We start from the raw sequence: 20,438 nt of genomic DNA, 5'->3' as shown, positions 1-20,438 counted from the left end.
CACAATGCCTTGTAATCTCACCCCTCTACTGCTAAATCTTCGCTTGGAGGTAAGTCCCACTTGAGTTGATCGGCAACATTTTAGTGAAATCTCTTCATACTTCTTGTAAAATGCGACTATTCAAACGCTCGTATTCATCTTCGAGTAGCCACATTTTAGCAGATTCGTAATTATCACTAGAAAAAATAATTTTATAGTTTTGTGCCGGATTATGAATGCAAAAATTCCCTGATTTTTCCTTGACTAGCATCAGGATATAAGGAGGAGATATCAGAGTGTCAGCCCAGATTTCGGCAAACTCCCACTCAATCTCTTGCTCGGATTTTTGACTTATTTTAGTAGCTTGTACGGGGTCTGGTGCGAGGTATGACATGATATTTACCTGTGGTTTTCTTAATTTTTATTTCACCGTATTCTAGTGGTATCCTAGTACCGTCTACTTTTAGTATATAACCAATTGGTTCTAAAAAGAATAATCCATAACGTTCATAATTGTCCTCTGGATCGTCCGCTCCTGTGGGTTCCCCTCTACTCTTGATTTCGGCAGCGACTCTTTCCATTGTTTCTCTATCATTAAACAGATGGACAATTCCTTCGCCTTCAAGTTCGCTTTGGGCTTTTTTGGTTCCGGGCAGATGTTTATCAATGAGACTGGTTCTGGTTTCTAGAGTAAGTTCGCGGTCGATTCCACTCATATTGATTTGTTATGACTGGTAATTATATTTTAGCATATTTGCTACAACCATCCCAATTTCTTAGTCCGTGGAAGCGGACTTTGTTTGTCTAGGGGCGGTTAAAACCGCCGACTATTATCAGGAATTTCTAACTAACTTGACGCAAAACACCTTCAACCAACCGATCGATCTCCGCCTCAGTGGTAAAATAGTGAACGCAAGCCCGCACGCAGTCAGGAGAAAGAATAGTCCTCACCATAATCCCCTGCTTCTCCAACAAATTAACTAACTGGTTGTGCGGCATCCCATTCATCAATCGAAACGAAACTAAACCAGCTTCCGGCGCAGATGTTCGCAAACATTCCACATCGGGAAGTTCCGACAAACGCTCCCAAAGATACTTGCTCAAACGACAAATTTCTGCATACCTTTGCTCAATTGTTCCCCATTCGTGCTGAAGGGCGATCGCACTTCGCAAACCCGCATACAAAGGATAAGCCGAAGTCGCAATCTCGTAGCGCTGCGATCCAGCCTTCCAGCCCAGAACTTTAGCACTAGAATCAGTCACAATTCCCCGCCAACCGATAAATACCGGATGCAAATCTGCCAAAGCAGCCGCACTTACATAAAGTCCGCCCAAACCTTCCGGGCCGCACCACCATTTATGACCAGTAAAAGCATAAAAATCAACCCCAGACTCAATCAAATCCAAAGGCAAAACCCCCACAGATTGAGCCGCATCAACTAACACTTTTACTCCTGCTTGATGGCAGACATTCACAATCTCAGTCAGAGGCAAAACTTGACCGGTATTCCACAAAATGTGACTGATTACCAACAACCGAGTATTTTGCTGCAAACTATCAGCAATTACCTGAACGGGAGATCCTTCATTCAAAGTTGCCGCCAACGGACAAATCGAAACCTCAATGTTGAAACGGCGCTGAAGTTCCATTACACTAGCTACAATGCCCGGATGTTCGCAATCAGAAAGCAGCAAATGATCGCCCGCTTTCCAATCAATGCCCCACAGCGCAATATTGCAGCCCACGGTGACATCCTCAGTCAGGGCGATGGTTTCAGCAGGTACGGCCAACTCAGATGCGATCGCCCGTCGCGTCAGCATCGCCTCCTGAACCACCCAAGCCCCCACCTCCCCCGAAAACGGCCCCCCAAGCTGCACCCGCTTGTAAGCCTCATAAATCGCCTCTAAAGCAGACTCAGGCAGCGGCCCTTGTCCGCCGTAGTTAAAATAAGCTTTATTGGCCAAAGCTGGAAATTGTTGCCGGTGATTGTCCTTTGTCATTTTTTCTGGGGAATTGTTGATAACGTTAATATTGCATAAATGTCGATCGTCCAAAACCTCACTAACAAAGGCTTCTTCTTCCTTCTTCCTTCTTCCTTTTACCTTGAGCGAAGTCGAAAGGCTTTCCTCCTTCTTCCTTCTTCCTTCTTCCTTCTTCCTTCTTCCTTCTTCCTTCTTCCTTCTTCCTTCTTCCTTCTAATTATTCTATGCCCTTGCGAATACTAAATGTTAATAACTGACAAACTGCTACTTTCCTATCAACGATGCAATCTCCGAGCATTTTTAGACACCTGCGGAGACTGGAAACAACTAGACCCCCCCAGCGACTTTTTGTTGAAACTGATGCGCGACAGCGCCGCATACCAGCAGCAAGTTTTGGAACACGAGACTTACCAACAACCATCATATCCTAGAGGGGATTGGGAAGCTGGCGCGATCGCTACTTTGAGTTTAATGCAGCAAGGAGTCGATCGCATTTACCGAGGAGTTCTAATCCAAGGCGAATTGGACAAAACCAACGGTAACTCAACTTCTCTGGTAGGAATTGACGGTCAATATTTCTCAGATACCGGGGAAGTTTCCCAAAATAATATTCATCTTTCATCCTCCACTCCGCACCCTTCAAATAGTACCCTCGTCAGCCGCCCGCATTTATTAATCAAACAGCCCGGAGAATCCAAATTTGGCGATTGGAGTTACGTTACTGCCGATATTTGGCTCAGCAAGCGGCCAAAACTCGATTATCAAATTATTGCCGCTTTTCACGCCCGAATATTAGCAGCAGTGCAGGGGAAAATCCCCGATTCTGCGTGGCTGATGCTGCGAACAAAAGGGTTTTGGCAAGTGGATCTCGACCAGCGAAATCCTCAGATGTTCGAGATATTAGATCGCTGCATTCAGATGATTGAAAATCGGGATAAACCAGAAGTTTTCATTTCCCGCCAAAAATGCAATCTTTGCGGTTGGTATACTACTTGTCATGGGGAAGCAGAATCTATTAAACATCTTTCACTATTGCCCGGAGTTACTGCTGGCCGCTATGCTAGACTAAAAACTCTCGAAATTACTGATGTAGAATCTCTCGCTAATGCTAATTACGAATTGCTGGCAGATTATCCAGAATTTCCCGACGGAGTTGCTTTTGATGTGGTGCGTCAAGCTCAATCTCACTTGTTAAATCAACCGCTGTTGCGGGAAGAAGGAAGAAGGAAGAAGGAAGAAGGAAGAAGGGAAGATGAAAAAGAAGGAAGAAGGAAGAAGGAAGAAGGAAGAAGGGAAGATGAAGAGGAAGGCAGAATGGCAGATGAAGGAAGAAAGAATCAGGAAGAAGGAAGAAGGGAAGAGGTAGAAGTTAATCAGTTGATCATAATACCAGAAAATGCAATAAATAGTTTAGTAATAGCTAAAATTGAGTCTGTAAAAACGACAGAAAATAAATCTGCTGCACTTTCTAAACCAGCGCCAATTCTCCGCAGCAAGCCAATTCCTTATTCTCAATCTGTCTTTTTGCCGATCGCCCCAATCGAACTCTATTTTGACATTGAAGCGGAACCGGAGATGAATTTAGATTATCTCCACGGAGTCTTAGTTGTCGATAGGTACAACAAAACTGAAAAATTCCACGGTTTTCTGGCAGAATCAGCAGCAGAGGAAGGTGCAATTTGGGAGCAATTTTTAGAATTAATGTGGGCTTATCCCATTGCTCCGATTTTCCACTTTTGCGACTACGAAGTCAAGACTTTCAAACGCCTAGCTAAACTTTACCATACTCCAGCTTATTTGTGGAAACCAGTGCTGAAACGGTTTGTAGATATTCACAAACAAGTGACGCAAAAGGCGATTATGCCGGTGGAAAGTTACGCGCTAAAACCCATCGCCCGTTGGTTGGGTTTTGACTGGCGTGACGCTAAGGCTAATGGGGCTCAGTGTGTCTGTTGGTACGATGATTGGCTCCAAACTGGCGATCGATCGATCTTGGAGGCGATCGTCCGCTACAATGAGGACGACTGTCGCGCTACATATATAGTTAAAGATTGGTTGACTAATTTTTTGCTGAGTCAGAAACAGTGAATTTATGATTAAACGAACCGCGAAGGCGCAAAGGGCACGAAGTCAGAAAGAGAAGAAGATAGTAAAATGCGAAATTTAGCAAAGGCAACTATATTTATTGCCTGTTTTTTGATAGCAGCAACTGTGGCAATTTTGATAAATTTGTCAGTCCAATCTTTCGCCCTCACCAAAATAGATTTTATCGGTAGAGCAATATTTCCTACTGGTTCTCCGTTTCGGGGGACAGAAATTGGCGGACTTTCGGGGATTACTTATGATGCCGAAAAACAAGTTTATTATGCCATTTCCGATGACCGCAGCATCAAGAATTCGGCTCGTTTTTATTCTCTCAAAATAAACTTAAAATCGGGGAAATTGGCAAAAGACAACATTGAGTTTACTGGTGTCACTACTTTATTAGATGAAAAGGGCGAAAGTTTTCCGAGTTTAAGTTTAGATCCCGAAGCGATAACTTTTGCTGGCAATAGCGTGTTTGTTTCTTCCGAGGGAGATGTCGATCGCCAAATCAATCCTTTCATCAAAGAATTCTCCCTCGACGGTAAACTGCTCAAAACGCTGCCAATTCCCGATCTATTTTTGCCAGATGACAAGGGCACTAAAGGCATCCGCAACAATTTCGCTTTTGAAAGTTTGACTCTAACGCCCGATCGCAAATACCTATTCACCGCCACCGAAAACGCTATGGTACAGGATGGCGCCGTGCCTTCCTTGGAAAAAGGCAGCCCGTGCCGGATTCTGCGCTACGATGCGTTAAGCGGCAATCCAGATGCCTCCTTTGCCTACATCACCGAACCGCTACCTTCTGGTGCAAATCCTGTGGGAAAATTCACTACCAACGGTTTAGCGGATTTGTTGGCGATCGACGACAAGCGCTTACTGAGTTTAGAGCGCGCTGTCTCCCTGGAAACCGGCATTACTGTTAGGCTATTTGAGGTTTCTTTGGAAAAAGCCGATCGCATAGAAGGGATCGAAAGCCTCAAAAGTCGTATCAGCGAGGTTTCTCCCGCTCAAAAACGGCTGCTGCTGGATTTGGAAACCCTAAAAATTCCCCTAGACAACATTGAGGGGTTGACATTCGGCCCCGAGTTAGGCGATGGTAGCAGAGGTCTGATTTTGGTGAGTGACAACAACTTCAGTCCCCTGCAAGAGACTCAGATTTTGGGCTTCCAAATAAAAGTTCAAAAAACCTCTTGACAAAAGGTGAGGTTATAGGCATAATAGAAATTGTGCCTGAAAAAACGGCAAAACGAGGGACAGTAGTTCAATTGGTTAGAGCACCGCCCTGTCACGGCGGAAGTTGCGGGTTCGAGCCCCGTCTGTCCCGTTCTCTCGTAAATCGCAAGTCATCAATCAAAAAGCTAAGCTTTTGATTAAGTCTGTTTCTGTGTGCAAACTCACCTCAGAAACCCGGTTTATTCCCATATTTCTACTTACTAAACGCAAAATTTCGTAGAAACCGGGTTTCTCGCCCATAGGATAGCCTCTAGTTTCTATGTAGCAATAATTTTCAGAGTTTGGGTATAAAATCTAAAATCTAAAATCTAAAATTGTCTGGGGAGTGAGAAAATATGCTCGTTACGCCCATTAAGCCGTCACCGGAAACAATTACACAACGGATAGTATTATCTAATATCAGTTGGCAGACTTACGAAAGCTTATTAGCAGAAGCGGGGGACAAGAGATCCTCGCGATTTTATTATTCTCAAGGAGTCTTAGAAATTATCATGCCATCAGACTTGCATGAAACTATTAACTGTTTACTAAAACAGTTTGTGACTACTTTAAGTGACGAATTAAAATTGAAACGTAAGGGATTTGGTTCTACGACTCTCAACCGTGAAGATTTAAAACAAGGTGCAGAACCAGATTCGTGTTTTTATATCCAAAATGTCGATCGCATTCGCGGCAGAAGAATTAACTTATCAACCGATCCGCCACCAGATTTAATCATTGAAGTAGATCTCACCAGTCCATCTACTAATCGGTTTGTTATCTACAAAAGCCTTGGAGTTCCTGAAATATGGAGATATCTTGGAGAGACTGTACAATTTGTTCAACTTCAGAATGGAGAATATGTAATCTGTGAATACAGCAATACTTTTCCGATTGTTTCTGCGGAGATAATCAATCAATTTTTGCAGATGGCCCAGACGGAGGATGATATGACGATAATTGATGCTTTGCGAGTATGGGTGAGAGAGAAATTGCGATCGCCCTCCGCAACAGAACAATGATACTTAAACTATAGCCCCTTGCTCTTCTTAAAACCATCTGCGTTAATCTGTGTTTATCCGCCTTAAATCTGCGGTTTCCCCATCAAATATTTCGGACTCACAGATACGAATTCAGAAAAGGTCTGGCTATTTGATAGAGTAACACCAGCGCGATCGGCACAATAATCGGAATCGCAACCAACAATCCCCATTTACCAAACCTCAACTTTTGACCATCCGATTTGAACAGGAAAGTCACAGCGACAATTCCCATGACTACCCAGAGGCCGCCGAAGCCCATGAAAACTGTATATCCTGCATCTTGCATTGTTTTTACCTGCTTTCGATCAATCAATCTTTAATGTTAGTTGCAGTTGGTTCCTGCTGAAATCTGCAAATCGGTCGATCGCACTTACTCAATATGACTCATTTTCAGTTAGACCGGCAGCGACCTTGAACATCGCACTCAACCCGCGCAGTTCGATCGCTCATAATACTTGCTAAATCCTGCCTTCCCGTCAACCTCAGCCGCCAATCTGCCCAAATTCCGTACAGCAAATTAGCGATCGCCCCAATCACCGGCAACTTAGTAACAGCATAAATCCAGCCCATTCCCAGAATCTCATAAATCCGGCGAAAAACCTCCACATTTTTAACCGTCGTACCATCGGGTAACACCGCGTGAATCCTGCCCATCGCCGTTTCATAGTCAACTCCGCCGTGGGCTTCCGGGTTGTAGCCATCCTCCGCGATATCCACAAACGACACCAAACCTCGCCCTGCATCCCGTTTCTTCAAAAAGTTCACCTCTCGCACGCACAGCGGACATTCACCGTCGTACAGCAATTCGATTTGCCAAGAGGGGTTAACCTCAACAAAATTGGAAAACTCGGTTTTAGCAGCAGACATAGGGAAATATATTTTAAGGGCGATCGCACATCTGCATTTTACAAGAATTAATAGTTATTCGGCGCGTCTTGAGCACCCATGCCGCAGTTCTTCGTGCTTTGAAAAATAGTCCCAAAGATGAATCGAGTCTTCGTCGCCTGCAATGTTAATATCGTCAAGATGTCGTCTGCTCAATTAAAAGAGACTTTCGCCCGATCGCTCAATGACGCACGATCGACCAAATCCAATCACAGCAACTGTCAAGTACAACTGTTAATCCGGCAACAAACTATATTAAAATTTGTAGTCACAGCCACAGCAAATTCCCCAACCAGCAAATTGCCCCCAATCTAAAAACAAAAATATACATGAACGTCAGAGTCCGTCTAGCCCCCAGTCCCACCGGAAACCTCCACATCGGTACCGCCAGAACCGCCGTATTTAACTGGCTGTTTGCCCGCAACCAAGGCGGCCAATTCATCCTGCGGGTAGAAGACACAGACGTAGAACGTTCTAAAAGCGAATACACCGACAACATCCTCGAAGGACTCACCTGGCTGGGGATGAACTGGGACGAAGGCCCGAGTTTTCAGTCGCAGCGTCTGGAAATATACCGCCAAGCAGTCCAAACCCTTCTAGACAATGGACTAGCCTACCGCTGCTACACAACGTCGGAAGAACTCGACGAAATGCGGGAAGCACAAAAAGCCAACAAACAAGCCCCCCGCTACGACAACCGCCACCGCAACTTGACAAGCAAAGAGCGCGCAGCTTTTGAAGGCGAAGGGCGACAAGCTGTGATTCGCTTTATAATCGACGACGATCGCACAATTTCTTGGAACGACATGGTGCGCGACACCGTAACCTGGAAAGGTAGCGACCTCGGCGGCGACATGGTAATTGCCAGGGCATCCAGCGGCGGCGTCATCGGCCAACCCCTCTACAACCTCGCCGTAGTTGTCGATGACATCGACATGGCCATCACCCACGTCATCCGCGGCGAAGATCACATCGGCAATACTCCCAAACAAATATTGCTCTACGAAGCTTTGGGCGCAACAATCCCAGAATTTGCCCACACCCCGCTGATTTTAAACGCGCAAGGGCAAAAGCTTTCTAAACGCGACGGCGTAACCTCGATTTCTGACTTCAAAGATATGGGGTATCTGCCCGAAGCTTTAGTCAATTACATGACTTTGCTCGGTTGGACTCCGCCGGATTCAACGCAAGAAATATTTACACTGTCGGAAGCAGCAGAATTATTTACATTCTATCGAGTCAACAAAGCCGGTGCAAAATTTGATTGGGATAAACTCAATTGGCTGAACAGTCAATATCTCCACAAAATGCCAGTACCGCAATTGACAGATTTGCTGATACCTTATTGGCAGAAAGCCGGTTATGAGTTTGACTCCGAGGCCGATCGCCCCTGGCTCGAACAAATAGCTGCTTTAATCGGCCCGAGTCTCGTTCGCTTAACCGATGCTGTCGATATGTGCAAGTTGTTCTTCTCTCCCACTGTGGAATACGAAGAAGAAGCACTCGCACAGTTGCAGCAGCCAGGGGCTGCACAGGCTTTGCAAGCAGTTCTAGAAGTTCTGGAAAGTCATTCCACCCTGGAGTCAGCCGAAGCTCAGAAAATCACTAAAAAGCTCAGTAAAGAGAAAAATCTTAACAAAGGGCTGATTATGCGATCGCTCAGAGCAGCTCTGACAGGTGCAATGCACGGCCCCGACCTGATAGAATCTTGGGTAATCCTTCACCAGCGCGGGACAGCTAAAACCCGTTTGCTTGATGCCATTAGCAACTTGAATTTGCCGGCAGTTGGTGTCGCGGTAGAAACTCCTACCCCAGAACAACCCAAAGCCGAAACTCCCGCCGAAACTCCCGCGCCGGAACAGCCAGCAGTCGAGGTTTCAACAGTCGAAACACCGACTATTGAAACAGCAGCGGAAGTTACATCAGTCGAAACGCCGGCTGTTTCAACAGTCGGAACGGAGGTTTCAGCAGTCGATATTTCGGCAGTTGAAACAACCGCAGCAGCAGTGGAAATACCTGCCGCCAACCAGCAAAAAACTATTGCGAGTGGAGAAATGACTTCATCAAACGAACCAGAAACAACCGTTATCATCACCGAAATTCCTGCCGGAAATGAAGCAGACAGTTCGAGCGGTACAACAAAAGTCATAATTACCGAAGAACCGCCAAGTCAGACCCAGCAGATCAAAGAACAAATTATCTCAATTTTGTCCGAGTTTCCTGCTTACATCGGCAGCTTTTACGAGCAGTACAAAAGTCCTCTGACAGTTGTTGGTTTAATTTTAGCCTCAATTGTTTCTTTGAAAGTGCTTTTGGGCATTGTAGACGAACTCAATGACATCCCCCTGCTAGCACCCACATTTGAGCTAATTGGTATTGGATACGCCGCATGGTTTGTCTACCGCTATTTGTTGCGCTCTTCCAACCGCCAACAATTAGGCCAAGAAATTCAAGCTTTGAAAGAACAAGTTTTTGGCAAAAAGTCCTAAATTCTTGCTGGTAATTAGTTGAATTGTACCCAACACTGACAATTTTAAATATATTGTCAGTGTCGGGTTTTTTTATGATTTAACGCTCTCAAATCCGCGTTAAATCCGCCTTAAAGAGCGGACGTACGATTGAAATCGCACCTACATAAACGATGTCCGCCTCCGCGGACTAAGAAATCAACGGGGTATTTAAACATGATTTTGTATAACCAATGACCAATGACCAATGACCAATGACTAAACCCCAGCAGCCGTAAAAGCCGCCCAGTGATACGGATTAGCAAAAGGATAGGGTTTGCGGTTGCGAATTTGCTGCAAAGAAGCCTCAGCAATAACGCGAGAACTTTGAGAAAGCCGATCGAACGTTTGCGAAATTTGAGGCTGAAAATCCGCCAGCAACACCTCCAATTCCTCGCCAGTCAAATCCCGCAGCCACCTTTGAGCCTCCGAAAGCGCTAGGGCCACATCTCCCACCTGCAACCGAGGAAACCGCCCTAAATTTTCATAAAACTTGCTCGTCAGCAGCAGCGTCGAAACATCATTCACCTTCCACAGAGTGCTGACAACACTAGACGTGCCAGCATACAACAAACCCGCCGACAAACCGACAAAATCTTCAGCACCGCCTCGAGAGCCGGCAGTAATTTCGCAAGCCGATAAAGTAACTAAAAAATATTGCCGAAAATCGAGATTAAAAATTTCCTCCAAACTCATATAGTCATTTCTCAAAAACACGCCAGATTTGAGTGGAAAATCGCAATCAAGCACACTCAAACAAGCAAAGTGAGCGCATTTTTTCTGCTGCAACTGTCCTATTTTTATGGATGAATCCCCATCATTAACAGATATCGATCGGGAAAAAGCCTGTTTAATCGTTGGCTTGTGGCGCAAAACTTCTGCACTGGAAAAATACTGGGAAATATTTCCGATTTCAAGGTTGCTGTAAAGCGCATCTTTGCTGAAAGTGGGAACTGCCAACAGGTGCTGTAAATTCGGTCTGTATCGGCCAATAGCTGCGCTGCGCGCGATTTGTCTCAACCGCAAGATCTGACAGCTAGGAGCATAGCGAATTCCTCCGGCAAATCGATCGATCAAATAAGCAGCAGGGGGTGAAATATCCCCAAAAGCCGAACTTTGAGAAAAATCCGAACCGTTGTGCGTATCCAGCAGATCGCAACCGCTGCGATCGCCCCAGTGAGACCTAAAAACTGCCCCGGTATCCTCAAACCCGTCTCTCACCCCCAGAGGCAAAGCATGGAGCGGCAAAGCGTGCAAAAATCGGTGCGGCACAACAATCAGCCGATCGCAATTTTGGGGAATCAGCGCCACCACTCGATCAATTTCCAACAGCGACGCCAAGCGTTTGAGGCGAGCCGGGAGATGATTGATCCAGCGACCTTTTTGCTCAGAATAAGCGCTGAGGTACTCCCCGGCCCAACTTTCGGCAGCCAAAGCATTTTTCGGCGAACACAGGTGAACGGCGGGATATTGTGCACTCTTCACTACCACAAAAGCCACCAACAAATCCCCCAAACTCGCCCACACCACAGCAGCGCAATTGGCATCGGGCAACAATTGGAGAATTTGCTCAAAAGCGATCGGTTCAACTTTGCGAGCTAAGCTGAAGAAAGGGTCGTTTGCCTGCACCTCACGAGCAATCAACTCATCAAACTGCCGCCACAATTGATTTAAGTGGATGAAATCTGAATTCGGCAGCAGAGAACCGCTGTTCAAATCGTGGCTGTCGCCCTCAGAAATCAAGGTAGTGTTCGGCTCAGGTTCTCGCTGTTGTTGCTGCCGCTGTTCCCTCCCTATTTCCAGTTGCAGCGACTCCAACTGGCTGCGCACCGCTGCCGGAATGTCGCCTTTCGGCGTCAGAGGGCATTTAACCAGCAGTGCTACCAAATTCCGATTTTTGTGACGTTCGGCGTATTCCAGGGCTCTAGCGAAATATTCCGGCTGGCTGCGGCCGAGTTCTAGACAAACTTGGATTAGACATTTATAGAGTCCATTCCAGGTGCTGGCTAATTTGACTGTTGCGGTACTCGCCCGATCGCCCAAATCGGCCGCATCAACCCCAACTTCGCTGCGCAAGAATTCAACAGTATCAACAGCAGTAGTAAAAACCCCGTAGGCGCGCAGCAACTCGCCTCGAACTCGGTAAGCTTGGCCCAAATAAACTAAAATTTGCGCCCATCTGTGGGGATAGCTTTCGCGAGTGTAGATTTCGCCGGCACTGTGATAGCAGGCGATCGCAGTTTCCAGGTAAGACGAGTTTTCCGTCTCCGTCAGTTCCGAAAAAGCCCGGCCCAGATAAATTTGCAGCATTGCCCAGCGGTTGGGAGATCGCTGCTTGGTGTAGACTTGGGCTGCATTTTGATAACAGGCGATCGCGCTTTTGAGGTTGCGGTTTTTTTCCCCTTTCACGTGTTGGCTGAAAGCGCGTCCGAGGTAGGCACAGAGCATTGCCCAGCGTTCGGGAGTTTTTTGGCGGTTGCAAAAGAGCAAAGCATTTTGATAGCAGGCGATCGCCATTTCGATATTTTCGGCTTTTTCCCCTTTCACCCGCAGACTGTAGATCCTGCCGAGGTAAGTTTGGATCGAACCCCAGGCTTCGGGAAATTTGATGCGACTGTAGACTTGCAAAGCATTTTGAAAGCAGGCGAGTGCCATTTCCACATTTTCCACTGGATCGCCTTTAATCCGATCGATAAACACCCGGCCCAAATTCCTTTGAGTCGTCGCCCATTGCACCGGAAAAGCTTCCTTAGTCCGCACTTGCAAAGCTCTCTGGTAGCAGTTGACAGCGTATTCGAGATTTGCGGCTCGATTGCCCCGCAGGAACTCATAGTAAGCATTTGCCAAATTATTTTGAGTCGTGGCCCAGCGTCGGGGAAACGCCTTGCGGTTGTAGACTTGCAAAGCATTTTGGTAGCAAGCGACTGCCAGTTCGAGATTTTGGGCTTTGTCGCCCCGCAGTCGGCGGCTGTAAGCGCGGCCGAGATTGTGTTGAGTGCTCGCCCAATCTCCCCCGAAAGCCTCGCGGGTACGCACTTCCAGCGCGTTTTGATAGCAAGCGATCGCCTGTTCGAGATTGTCGGCCGGATCTCCTCTGAGGCGATCGCTGTAAGCGCTTCCGAGATTATTTTGTAGTGTCGCCCACTGGGATGGGTACTGTTGGCGAGTGCGCACTTGCAGGGCATTTTCAAAGCAAGCTATCGCCTGTTCGAGATTGTGAGCCTTATCACCTTTAGGATAACCGCTGTAAGCGTTGCCCAGATTGTTTTGCATCACCGCCCACTCTTGCGGAAAGTCTTTGCGGGTAAAAACCTTAGCAACTGTTTCGTAACCGGCAATTTCGATTTCTAAGTTATTCGCCTTGCTACCGAGGGGAAACCCCCCAATTTTGTTGCTCAGATTGCCGATGAGGGCTGCAATGCGTGTCGTCTCCGATTCTTTAACAGCAGGGATTACCAAACTTCCCCAGCGGCGCAGCAGTTCTGCAAAATTATGGTCAAGTTTGTCTAAATTGGTTCTCAGCAGCGAGTATAGATGCTGCGAATCAGTGCTGCGCGCCACCGCCTGCAATACTTCTGCTAAAAAAGTGAGATATGATAGCCCAGTTACGGATAATTGAGAATTGCCCTTTGCAGACTCTAAGGGTGCGATCACTTTTTGGAAGAATTTGGCAGCCCTGAGCAAACTGTCTCGCGTCAGTGCGGGATCTTCCAAATAAAGCGTTTGTACGAACCCAAAGTCGATCAACTTTGAGTCAGCCCTCAAAATCAAATCTATTCCTGAGTCCACAGGATGTTCCAGCAGCGCTCGGAGCATATTAACATCAGTTTCGCGACGCTGTTCGTCCATCGTGCATTCCGCCGAACTATTAACGATACGATCACTGCTTCTGTGCAGCAATTAAATCACTTCCTGGTTTAAATTTCAATCTCTAACCGGAGGTAGGAGTCGCCGAGGGAGATTAAAGAAACTAGCTTTTTCTACCATAACTATCGCCACAACGTATTTGCCTAAAAAAACAGGTTTCCGCGCAAGTCCTAAAACTTGACAAACCCGCCCCCACAGATTTGCAGCGGGGCGGGTTTAATTTTTACCCTGATAGATTTTAGACTCAGAAACCCAGTTTCTTGCAAACTACGGGGTTTGGTAACGAGAAATCTCGATAAGAAACCGGGTTTCTGAGCAATAGCACGTCTACAGTATTGCGATCGCCAGTTGCAGCCCTAAAGCGAACTAAAATCAACTCAGTCGATTTTAGTGTAACGCTTGAGAACGCAGCGCTGACTCAACTGCCAACAAAGCCCGATCGACTTCAGCCGCAGAAACAATCAGAGGCGGCACAAACCTCAGCACTTTCGGCCCGGCGGGAACCAAAAGCACACCAGCGGCGATCGCAGATTTGACAATATCAGCCGATGTCAGTTCGATGTCAGCCTGCAATTCCAGCCCGACAATCAAGCCCCAGCCGCGCACCTCAGCAATCAAATGCGGAAATGTGGCCGCCAGCTTGTTGAGGCCAGCTTTCAACTGTTCCCCGCGCTGCTGGACGTTTTCCAGCAGGTTTTCCCGTTCCAAAGTTTGGCACACGCACAAAGCGACAGCGCAGACAAAAGGATTACCACCGAAAGTGCTAGCGTGACTTCCCGGTTCAAATACATCGCAGTTCGACTTACACAACATAGCGCCGATCGGGATACCACCGCCCAAGCCCTTCGCAGAGGTAAAGATATCCGGTTCAATACCGAGGTTTTCGTAACCCCAATATTTGCCACTGCGTCCCATCCCGACTTGCACTTCGTCGAGAATCAGCAAAATGCCTTTTTCGTCGCAAATTTCCCGAATCCGTTGGAAATAGGCGATATCTCCGGGGCGAACTCCGCCTTCACCTTGCAGCGCTTCCATCATAATTGCAGCTACTTGGCGTTCATCTTTGTCGAGTTCGTCGATCGCAAGTTCGATCGCACTGATATCGTTATAGGGCACATAGTGAAATCCGGGAACCAACGGACTAAAACCCTTCTGATATTTAGGCTGTCCCGTCGCCGTAATCGTCGCCAAAGTCCGCCCGTGGAAACTAGCAACAGCGGTGATAATTGTCGGATTCGAGATATTTAATTTTTCGTGAGCGTACTTGCGCGCTAGTTTAATTGCCGCTTCATTAGCTTCCGCGCCGGAGTTGCAAAAGAAAGCTCTGTCCGCGCAAGAATGGTCTACAAGCCACTTTGCCAGCTCGCCCTGTACTGGGATGTAATAAAGATTAGAAACGTGGTGCAGCGTCTGAATTTGCTGAGTTACCGCTGCAATCATCGCCGGGTGAGCGTGTCCCAGAGTGCAGGTAGCAATACCCGCCACAAAATCGAGATATTCGCGGCCCTCGGTATCCCAAACGCGGCAGCCGAGGCCTCGTTCTAGGGCGATCGCAAAACGCCCGTAGGTTGACATTACATAGCTGTCGAAGCTCTCAGAACTGAAGGGACTGGCTTCGGCTTGCACGGTTGGTTCTTTTAGTAAGGTTTCTTGACTCACGCATCGCTCCTTAAAAGATCATATGTAGACCTCGATTGTACGGTAAAAATCCAGGTTAGCGGTGCAGGCTGTTAGTTTTGTCATAAAATCATAACAGTAACATCAATTAATCCCTCAAAAATCTACTGATGAGTTATTACATTTCTCCTAGCTTTCTCGATCGAGTTGCAGTACACATCACTAAAAACTTTTTAAATTTGCCTGGGATAAGAGTTCCCTTAATTTTGGGAATTCACGGCCGCAAAGGAGAAGGTAAAACTTTTCAAACCGAACTGGTTTTTCGGCGGATGGGCTTTGAACCCGTGATGATCTCTGGCGGAGAATTAGAAAGTCCAGATGCGGGAGATCCGTCGCGTTTAATTCGCTTGCGCTACCGGGAAGCTGCGGAGCAAATTCGGGTGCGGGGCGAGATGTGCGCCATTTTTATTAACGATTTGGATGCCGGTGCTGGCCGGTTCGATTCTAATACTCAATATACCGTCAATACTCAGATGGTGAATGCCACTCTGATGAATATTGCCGACAATCCAACTAACGTGCAGTTACCGGGAAGTTATGACAGCACGCCGCTGCACCGAGTGCCGATTATTGTCACCGGAAATGACTTTTCAACGCTGTACGCGCCGCTGATTCGCGACGGGCGGATGGAAAAGTTTTATTGGGAACCCAGCCGCGATGATAAAATTGGGGTTGTCGGCGGAATTTTTGATTCGGACAAATTGTCCAAAACCGAAATTGTCGCTTTGGTAGATAATTTTCCCGATCAGTCGCTCGACTTTTTTAGCGCTTTGCGATCGCGCATTTACGACGAACAAGTCCGCACATTCATTCACAAAATAGGAATCGAGCGAGTTTCCAAACGTTTGGTAAACAGTACAGAAGCACCGCCCGATTTCCATAACCCAGATTTCAGCCTCGCTCGTTTAGTAGAAATGGGCGGTTTGATGGTGGGTCAACAAAAGCGGATTCAGGAAATGCGCTTAGTGGATGAATACAACCAATCGCGACTTTTCAACGTTCAAGGAACCGCCAATGTTCCCGCAGCCGCCCCAACGCAAAATCAGTTAAACGATCCGTCATCCAAATATTATAAGGCTTACGTCGAGCCAGGTTCTGAAGGTGGTAACGGTCATGCGGCGCGGCTAAGTTCCGAGGTATTGGAACAAGTGCAGCAGTTGTTAGCAAGAGGCTGCAAAATTGGCATGGAATATGCAGACAATCGCCGATTTAAGACTGGTTCTTGGCAAAGTTGTGCGACAATTAAAACAACACAGGAAAAAGATGTAGTTGCATCTTTGGAAACTTGTTTATCCGAACATGGCGGGGAATACGTGCGGCTGATTGGTATCGATCCAAAAGTCAAGCGCCGAGTAGTTGAAACAATTATTCAGCGGCCATAAAAGAAGACCGGGCGGTTGAAACCGCGTCTATACAAGCAAAACCCGCCTCCGCGGGTTGAAGACACAGGCGGTGAAAATTACGTGATCCTCTCTTAGTCCGCGGAGGCGGACATCGTTTGTGTAGGCGCGGTTTCAACCGTACGTCCGATCTAAATTCTGCAAAAAATTATCAAAGGTTGCCCGATCGCACATAGCAACCTGAGCACCCACCTTAGTTGTACACAGAGCGCCCGCTGCACAGCCCCACACCACTGCCTCTGACAGCGATCGCCCGCCATCTAACGCAGCAGCCAACCCGCCGTTAAAAGCATCACCAGCAGCTACAGTGTCGATCGCTTCCACAGCAAAAGCCGGCACAAAAAAGCTCTCATCCTCAGTCACAGCAACAGCCCCGCGATCGCCCAATTTGACAATAACATTCTGGACACCGCGCTGCTGCAACTGTTTAGCAGCCATAATCGCTGTTTCAGTATCATGCACCCGAAAACCCACTAGCTGACTGGCCTCCACTTCATTCGGCGTGATGATGTCGATTAATGGATAAAGTGCGAGTGGCAAATCCGCCATAGGCGCTGGATCGAGAATCACTCGCACCCCCGCTTCACCCGCAGCTTGGGCGGCTTTGATCACAACTTCCAGGGGAATTTCTAACTGTAACAGCAACGATGTAGCTGACAGCAACAGTTTTTTGAGACGTTCTATCTCTGCTTCACCGACATTGTGATTTGCACCAGGAATCACAATAATATTATTTTGACCAGTCTCGTCTACGGCGATAATTGCCACACCTGAATGAGTGCTTTTATCAATTAATATATTGTTTGTATTTAAACCATAAAATTGTAAATTTGTCAATAATTCTTCAGCAAATTTATCATTACCAACGCGGCCGATGATGTTGGTAAAAGTGCCGAGACGGGCGGCCGCAACTGCTTGATTTGCTCCTTTACCACCGCCGGCCGTGAAAAAATTGCTACCGATGATAGTTTCCCCTGGCTGTGGCAATCTGGGAGTTCTTGCTACTAGGTCGATGTTGATACTGCCGAATACGATTATGGTCATGGATTATTGAATTTGGTAATTGGTAATCGGTAATGGGGAATTGGGAATTTTCAACCAATGACAACTGACAACTGACAACTGACAACTGTCAACTGACAACTGTCAACTGTCAACTGACAACTGTCAACTGTCAACTGACAACCGTCAACTGTCAACTGTCAACTGACAACTGTCAACTGTCCCTCGATACGTGCTAGAACAGTTATGGTCATTCACCGGTCAATTCAATGGCTGCAATTTCTCTCGATCGCAATCCCTGTGTTCTGCTAGTAGAAACAGACGAAGTTCTCGCCGGACACTTGAGTCTAGACTTAAAATCCTCCGGCTACGAACCGGTAATAGCATCTAATATCGCCACCGGCCAACATTTAGCCCATGAATTGCAGCCAGCTTTGATTGTAATCGATCGCATACTTGGCTCTGAGTCGGGACTGACGCTATGTTCTCATCTCAGAAGTATCGGCAATCGATCGCCCGTGCTACTATTGATCGGTCGTGATACAGTGGACGATCGCGTGGCTTGTCTGGAAGCTGGGGCGGACGATTATTTTCTCAAACCTTATCGCACTGAGGAGTTTTTGCAGTTGGTGCGCTTGTATTTGCAGCCCGATACTAGCAGCAACCAGCAATTGAGGTTTGGCGATTTAGTCTTGGATTTAGCCTCTAGGCGGGCCCTGCGCAACGGACGGACGATCGACCTGACGATGAAAGAATTTGAGCTGCTAAAGTATTTGATGGAACATCCCCGCGAGGTTTTGACTCGGGAACAAATTCTAGAGAATGTTTGGGGTTACGACTTTCTGGGCGAGTCGAATGTGATTGAGGTTTACATCCGCTATCTGCGCCTCAAGATTGAAGATGAAGGCGAAAAGCGCTTGATTCAGACGGTGCGAGGTGTTGGCTACGTGATGCGCGAAGCTTGAAGTCAGTTGACAGTTGACAGTTGACAGTTGTCAGTTGACAGTTGTCAGTTGACAGTTGACGGTTGACGGTTGTCAGTTGACGGTTGTCAGTTGACGGTTGACAGTTGTGAGTTGACATTGGTTAAAAATTACCAATTCCCCATTACCAATTTCCCATTGCCAATCTAAAATCTTAAATCATTATGAGTTATTTCGCTACTTTCCTAAATATTGGGGTAATTATATTTTTGCTGGGATGTTCGCCGGCTTTACCTGTCGCGAATGCTGTTACTGGCATTTTGGCCTCGCAGTCTCCAACGGCGACAACATCCGGTCAAGTTTTGCCTGTTTCTGCTAGAGCTCGGATAGCCGATCGCCCAATCGAACTCGAAGTCGCTAAAACACCGGAACAACAGGCTATGGGTTTAATGTACAGAACTTCTCTGGCCGATGACAGAGGAATGCTGTTTGAGTTTAAACCGGCGCGGTGGGTCAATTTTTGGATGAAAAATTGCCAGATTTCTCTGGATATGATTTTTCTGCGGGATGGAGTAGTCACAGCTATCGCAGCCGAGGCGCCTCCCTGTACAGCCGATCCTTGTCCTACCTACGGGCCTGATACTCCTGTCGATCGAGTGATTGAACTTCGTGGCGGGCGGGCTGCTGAACTCGGTGTCAAAGTGGGCGATCGGATTGAAATCGAGTTTTTAAACTAAAACTTCGGATATTTTCATGGCTTACCCATCGGGACTAGAAACCCGGTTTCTTCCCATATTTCTCTAATGAAACGCAAAATTTCCTAGCAACCGGGTTTCTGAGGTAACTCCCCTCTTCAGATCCGGTTGAGTTCGGATTCGCAAAACCCGCAAAAATTAATAAAGTTTACAAAAATTTACAAAATTTGTTAGATTATTAATGTAAGATTCAGCACAAACAGGAAAAGATTTGCTACGATGTCAATCTCAGTCAGGCTGGGCTTGAGCTTGTTTGCAGAATCTGTAAATTGTGGGTCGCAGGTATGAGACGAGTCAGCGACTCGTTATCAATCCTGAGAGACGGTGGTGGTCTCCAAGACCTCGATCGCGAAAGGCAATTTTCTGGAACTTTAGGCGATCGACCTCTATCTACTAAACCTATCTGAAGTAAGATGCGACGCGCTAAATTAATTGGCAAAGTTGATCTAAGGTAGCAGATTCGGGTTCGAGCAAAATATCTGACCAATATTGCAGCAGTAAATTTGCGGATTCTGCATTTTCGCAGATGAAGCTAAACTCTGAACCTGGTTTATTAGTTTTAAGTAGCAGAATTTATTTCAGATTCGCGCTGCACAGATGCCGAGGTATTCAGTTTAGGTTTTGATCGCGATCTATCGAGCGATCCGCAAAAGTGCAAAACCTTTCGCTTTTTGGGAAAGGTGGGCTTTCAAGTCCCACCCAGCACTAAGTTTCACATTTTCAACAACCGCTAATACTGTTTTAACAGCTATCCACGGTTAAAAGACAGATTTAAAACTGGCTTATTACTAATCACAAACATCAGGTTCACATCAGAAAATGGTGTCCTATACTTGGAGACAAAATGACATGGCACCCGCTACTTACACTAAATTAATTCGATTTTTACAAGAAGATTTGGCAATTTCTCCCGCTTCAATAGCCGTAGCCGAACGTCGCGGCGACAAACAGCGGCAGCGCGACAAAGACCCGAATTCGTTGCCGATGGTTCTGTGGCAGTACGGTTTAGTCACTCTCGACCAGTTGGATAAAATCTTTGATTGGTTGTCCGAAGCATATTAAAAGGATTTTAGATTTTAGAAATCATCCAAAATCCAAAATCCTTTAATAACTCAGA

At 46.7% G+C, this 20,438-nt stretch carries 18 protein-coding genes, 1 tRNA gene and 1 pseudogene; 12 read left to right on the top strand and 8 right to left on the bottom strand.

Going from position 1 to position 20,438, the window contains the following annotated elements; translation table 11 throughout:
• Window positions 1–94: 94 nt before the first annotated feature.
• From QUB66_RS00720 to QUB66_RS00710, 3 genes are all read right to left on the bottom strand, one after another.
• Complete coding sequence (locus tag QUB66_RS00720; protein ID WP_332965811.1) at window positions 95–373, bottom strand: hypothetical protein; 279 nt, start codon at window positions 371–373, stop codon at window positions 95–97.
• Window positions 336–695 (bottom strand): DUF6972 family protein, encoded by a 360-nt coding sequence (locus QUB66_RS00715; RefSeq protein ID WP_332965809.1) that lies wholly within the window; start codon window positions 693–695, stop codon window positions 336–338. The genes QUB66_RS00720 and QUB66_RS00715 overlap by 38 nt, the downstream gene beginning before the upstream one ends.
• 127 nt (window positions 696–822) lie before the next feature.
• Window positions 823–1,980, bottom strand: a complete 1,158-nt coding sequence (locus tag QUB66_RS00710) for an aminotransferase class V-fold PLP-dependent enzyme (RefSeq protein ID WP_332965808.1) — start codon at window positions 1,978–1,980, stop codon at window positions 823–825.
• Window positions 1,981–2,205: 225 nt separating this feature from the next.
• Here QUB66_RS00710 and QUB66_RS00705 point away from each other — a divergent pair, with 225 nt between their 5' ends.
• The 4 genes from QUB66_RS00705 to QUB66_RS00690 all read left to right on the top strand — a co-directional run bounded on the left by QUB66_RS00705 (window position 2,206) and on the right by QUB66_RS00690 (window position 6,284).
• On the top strand, window positions 2,206–4,050 hold the full coding sequence (locus tag QUB66_RS00705; RefSeq protein ID WP_332965806.1) for a TM0106 family RecB-like putative nuclease: 1,845 nt from the start codon (window positions 2,206–2,208) through the stop codon (window positions 4,048–4,050).
• A 66-nt stretch (window positions 4,051–4,116) separates the two neighbouring features.
• Window positions 4,117–5,244 carry an esterase-like activity of phytase family protein gene (locus QUB66_RS00700; protein ID WP_332965803.1) on the top strand — a complete coding sequence of 376 codons (1,128 nt, stop codon included), beginning with the start codon at window positions 4,117–4,119 and terminating at the stop codon, window positions 5,242–5,244.
• 56 nt (window positions 5,245–5,300) lie between these two features.
• Window positions 5,301–5,374, top strand: a tRNA-Asp gene (locus QUB66_RS00695).
• A gap of 244 nt (window positions 5,375–5,618) precedes the next feature.
• On the top strand, window positions 5,619–6,284 hold the full coding sequence (locus QUB66_RS00690) for a Uma2 family endonuclease (RefSeq protein ID WP_265238887.1): 666 nt from the start codon (window positions 5,619–5,621) through the stop codon (window positions 6,282–6,284).
• Window positions 6,285–6,381: 97 nt separating this feature from the next.
• Here QUB66_RS00690 and QUB66_RS00685 read toward each other — a convergent pair whose 3' ends face one another.
• Both QUB66_RS00685 and QUB66_RS00680 read right to left on the bottom strand, forming a co-directional pair.
• On the bottom strand, window positions 6,382–6,591 hold the full coding sequence (locus tag QUB66_RS00685) for a hypothetical protein (RefSeq protein ID WP_332965800.1): 210 nt from the start codon (window positions 6,589–6,591) through the stop codon (window positions 6,382–6,384).
• Window positions 6,592–6,695: 104 nt separating this feature from the next.
• Complete coding sequence (locus tag QUB66_RS00680; protein ID WP_332965799.1) at window positions 6,696–7,172, bottom strand: thiol-disulfide oxidoreductase DCC family protein; 477 nt, start codon at window positions 7,170–7,172, stop codon at window positions 6,696–6,698.
• Between the two features lie 117 nt (window positions 7,173–7,289).
• Here QUB66_RS00680 and QUB66_RS00675 point away from each other — a divergent pair, with 117 nt between their 5' ends.
• The 3 genes and pseudogenes from QUB66_RS00675 to QUB66_RS00665 all read left to right on the top strand — a co-directional run bounded on the left by QUB66_RS00675 (window position 7,290) and on the right by QUB66_RS00665 (window position 9,679).
• Complete coding sequence (locus tag QUB66_RS00675; protein WP_332965797.1) at window positions 7,290–7,505, top strand: hypothetical protein; 216 nt, start codon at window positions 7,290–7,292, stop codon at window positions 7,503–7,505.
• Between the two features lie 14 nt (window positions 7,506–7,519).
• Window positions 7,520–8,941: pseudogene (gene gltX / locus QUB66_RS00670) on the top strand (glutamate--tRNA ligase); the annotation flags it as partial.
• A 303-nt stretch (window positions 8,942–9,244) separates the two neighbouring features.
• Window positions 9,245–9,679: a CAAD domain-containing protein gene (locus QUB66_RS00665; RefSeq protein ID WP_321161653.1), complete on the top strand. Its 435-nt coding sequence runs from the start codon at window positions 9,245–9,247 to the stop codon at window positions 9,677–9,679.
• Window positions 9,680–9,916: 237 nt separating this feature from the next.
• Here QUB66_RS00665 and QUB66_RS00660 read toward each other — a convergent pair whose 3' ends face one another.
• Entirely contained in the window at window positions 9,917–13,546 is a 3,630-nt protein-coding gene (locus tag QUB66_RS00660) for a CHAT domain-containing protein (RefSeq protein ID WP_332965796.1), read from the bottom strand.
• A 405-nt stretch (window positions 13,547–13,951) separates the two neighbouring features.
• The gene (locus QUB66_RS00655; RefSeq protein ID WP_265239301.1) at window positions 13,952–15,223 is read right to left on the bottom strand and encodes an aspartate aminotransferase family protein; all 1,272 of its coding nucleotides are present in this window, start codon (window positions 15,221–15,223) and stop codon (window positions 13,952–13,954) included.
• 128 nt (window positions 15,224–15,351) lie between these two features.
• Between QUB66_RS00655 and QUB66_RS00650 the strand changes: the two genes are divergently transcribed.
• Window positions 15,352–16,623, top strand: a complete 1,272-nt coding sequence (locus QUB66_RS00650) for a ribulose bisphosphate carboxylase small subunit (protein ID WP_265239302.1) — start codon at window positions 15,352–15,354, stop codon at window positions 16,621–16,623.
• 132 nt (window positions 16,624–16,755) lie between these two features.
• On the opposite strand, the gene rbsK is transcribed toward QUB66_RS00650, so the two are convergent.
• Window positions 16,756–17,685 (bottom strand): ribokinase, encoded by a 930-nt coding sequence (gene rbsK, locus QUB66_RS00645; RefSeq protein ID WP_332965795.1) that lies wholly within the window; start codon window positions 17,683–17,685, stop codon window positions 16,756–16,758.
• Window positions 17,686–17,912: 227 nt separating this feature from the next.
• On the opposite strand from rbsK, the gene nblR reads away from it, so the two are divergent.
• The 4 genes from nblR to QUB66_RS00625 all read left to right on the top strand — a co-directional run bounded on the left by nblR (window position 17,913) and on the right by QUB66_RS00625 (window position 20,383).
• Window positions 17,913–18,608, top strand: a complete 696-nt coding sequence (nblR, locus tag QUB66_RS00640) for a response regulator transcription factor NblR (RefSeq protein WP_265239304.1) — start codon at window positions 17,913–17,915, stop codon at window positions 18,606–18,608.
• A gap of 182 nt (window positions 18,609–18,790) precedes the next feature.
• Window positions 18,791–19,303, top strand: coding sequence for a DUF192 domain-containing protein (locus tag QUB66_RS00635; protein WP_265239305.1), 513 nt, complete (start codon window positions 18,791–18,793; stop codon window positions 19,301–19,303).
• Between the two features lie 302 nt (window positions 19,304–19,605).
• Complete coding sequence (locus QUB66_RS00630) at window positions 19,606–19,728, top strand: hypothetical protein (protein WP_332965794.1); 123 nt, start codon at window positions 19,606–19,608, stop codon at window positions 19,726–19,728.
• 442 nt (window positions 19,729–20,170) lie between these two features.
• On the top strand, window positions 20,171–20,383 hold the full coding sequence (locus QUB66_RS00625; protein ID WP_265239307.1) for a DUF2949 domain-containing protein: 213 nt from the start codon (window positions 20,171–20,173) through the stop codon (window positions 20,381–20,383).
• The last annotated feature ends 55 nt before the right edge of the window (window positions 20,384–20,438 follow it).

It is taken from the genome of Microcoleus sp. A2-C3, from assembly GCF_036706065.1.
Taxonomy (GTDB): Bacteria; Cyanobacteriota; Cyanobacteriia; order Cyanobacteriales; family Microcoleaceae; genus Microcoleus.
The sequence above is the reverse complement of the archived record's forward strand: the minus strand, read 5'-3'. Positions and strand labels throughout refer to the sequence as shown.

Bases quoted from the DNA above. Each gene is read 5' to 3' on its own strand.
- QUB66_RS00720 (WP_332965811.1), bottom strand. From the start codon at position 373: ATGTCATACCTCGCACCAGACCCCGTACAAGCTACTAAAATAAGTCAA.
- QUB66_RS00715 (WP_332965809.1), bottom strand. From the start codon at position 695: ATGAGTGGAATCGACCGCGAACTTACTCTAGAAACCAGAACCAGTCTC.
- QUB66_RS00710 (WP_332965808.1), bottom strand. From the start codon at position 1,980: ATGACAAAGGACAATCACCGGCAACAATTTCCAGCTTTGGCCAATAAA.
- QUB66_RS00705 (WP_332965806.1), top strand. From the start codon at position 2,206: ATGTTAATAACTGACAAACTGCTACTTTCCTATCAACGATGCAATCTC.
- QUB66_RS00700 (WP_332965803.1), top strand. From the start codon at position 4,117: ATGCGAAATTTAGCAAAGGCAACTATATTTATTGCCTGTTTTTTGATA.
- QUB66_RS00690 (WP_265238887.1), top strand. From the start codon at position 5,619: ATGCTCGTTACGCCCATTAAGCCGTCACCGGAAACAATTACACAACGG.
- QUB66_RS00685 (WP_332965800.1), bottom strand. From the start codon at position 6,591: ATGCAAGATGCAGGATATACAGTTTTCATGGGCTTCGGCGGCCTCTGG.
- QUB66_RS00680 (WP_332965799.1), bottom strand. From the start codon at position 7,172: ATGTCTGCTGCTAAAACCGAGTTTTCCAATTTTGTTGAGGTTAACCCC.
- QUB66_RS00675 (WP_332965797.1), top strand. From the start codon at position 7,290: ATGAATCGAGTCTTCGTCGCCTGCAATGTTAATATCGTCAAGATGTCG.
- QUB66_RS00665 (WP_321161653.1), top strand. From the start codon at position 9,245: ATGACTTCATCAAACGAACCAGAAACAACCGTTATCATCACCGAAATT.
- QUB66_RS00660 (WP_332965796.1), bottom strand. From the start codon at position 13,546: ATGGACGAACAGCGTCGCGAAACTGATGTTAATATGCTCCGAGCGCTG.
- QUB66_RS00650 (WP_265239302.1), top strand. From the start codon at position 15,352: ATGAGTTATTACATTTCTCCTAGCTTTCTCGATCGAGTTGCAGTACAC.
- rbsK (WP_332965795.1), bottom strand. From the start codon at position 17,685: ATGACCATAATCGTATTCGGCAGTATCAACATCGACCTAGTAGCAAGA.
- nblR (WP_265239304.1), top strand. From the start codon at position 17,913: ATGGCTGCAATTTCTCTCGATCGCAATCCCTGTGTTCTGCTAGTAGAA.
- QUB66_RS00635 (WP_265239305.1), top strand. From the start codon at position 18,791: ATGAGTTATTTCGCTACTTTCCTAAATATTGGGGTAATTATATTTTTG.
- QUB66_RS00630 (WP_332965794.1), top strand. From the start codon at position 19,606: ATGAGACGAGTCAGCGACTCGTTATCAATCCTGAGAGACGGTGGTGGT.
- QUB66_RS00625 (WP_265239307.1), top strand. From the start codon at position 20,171: ATGGCACCCGCTACTTACACTAAATTAATTCGATTTTTACAAGAAGAT.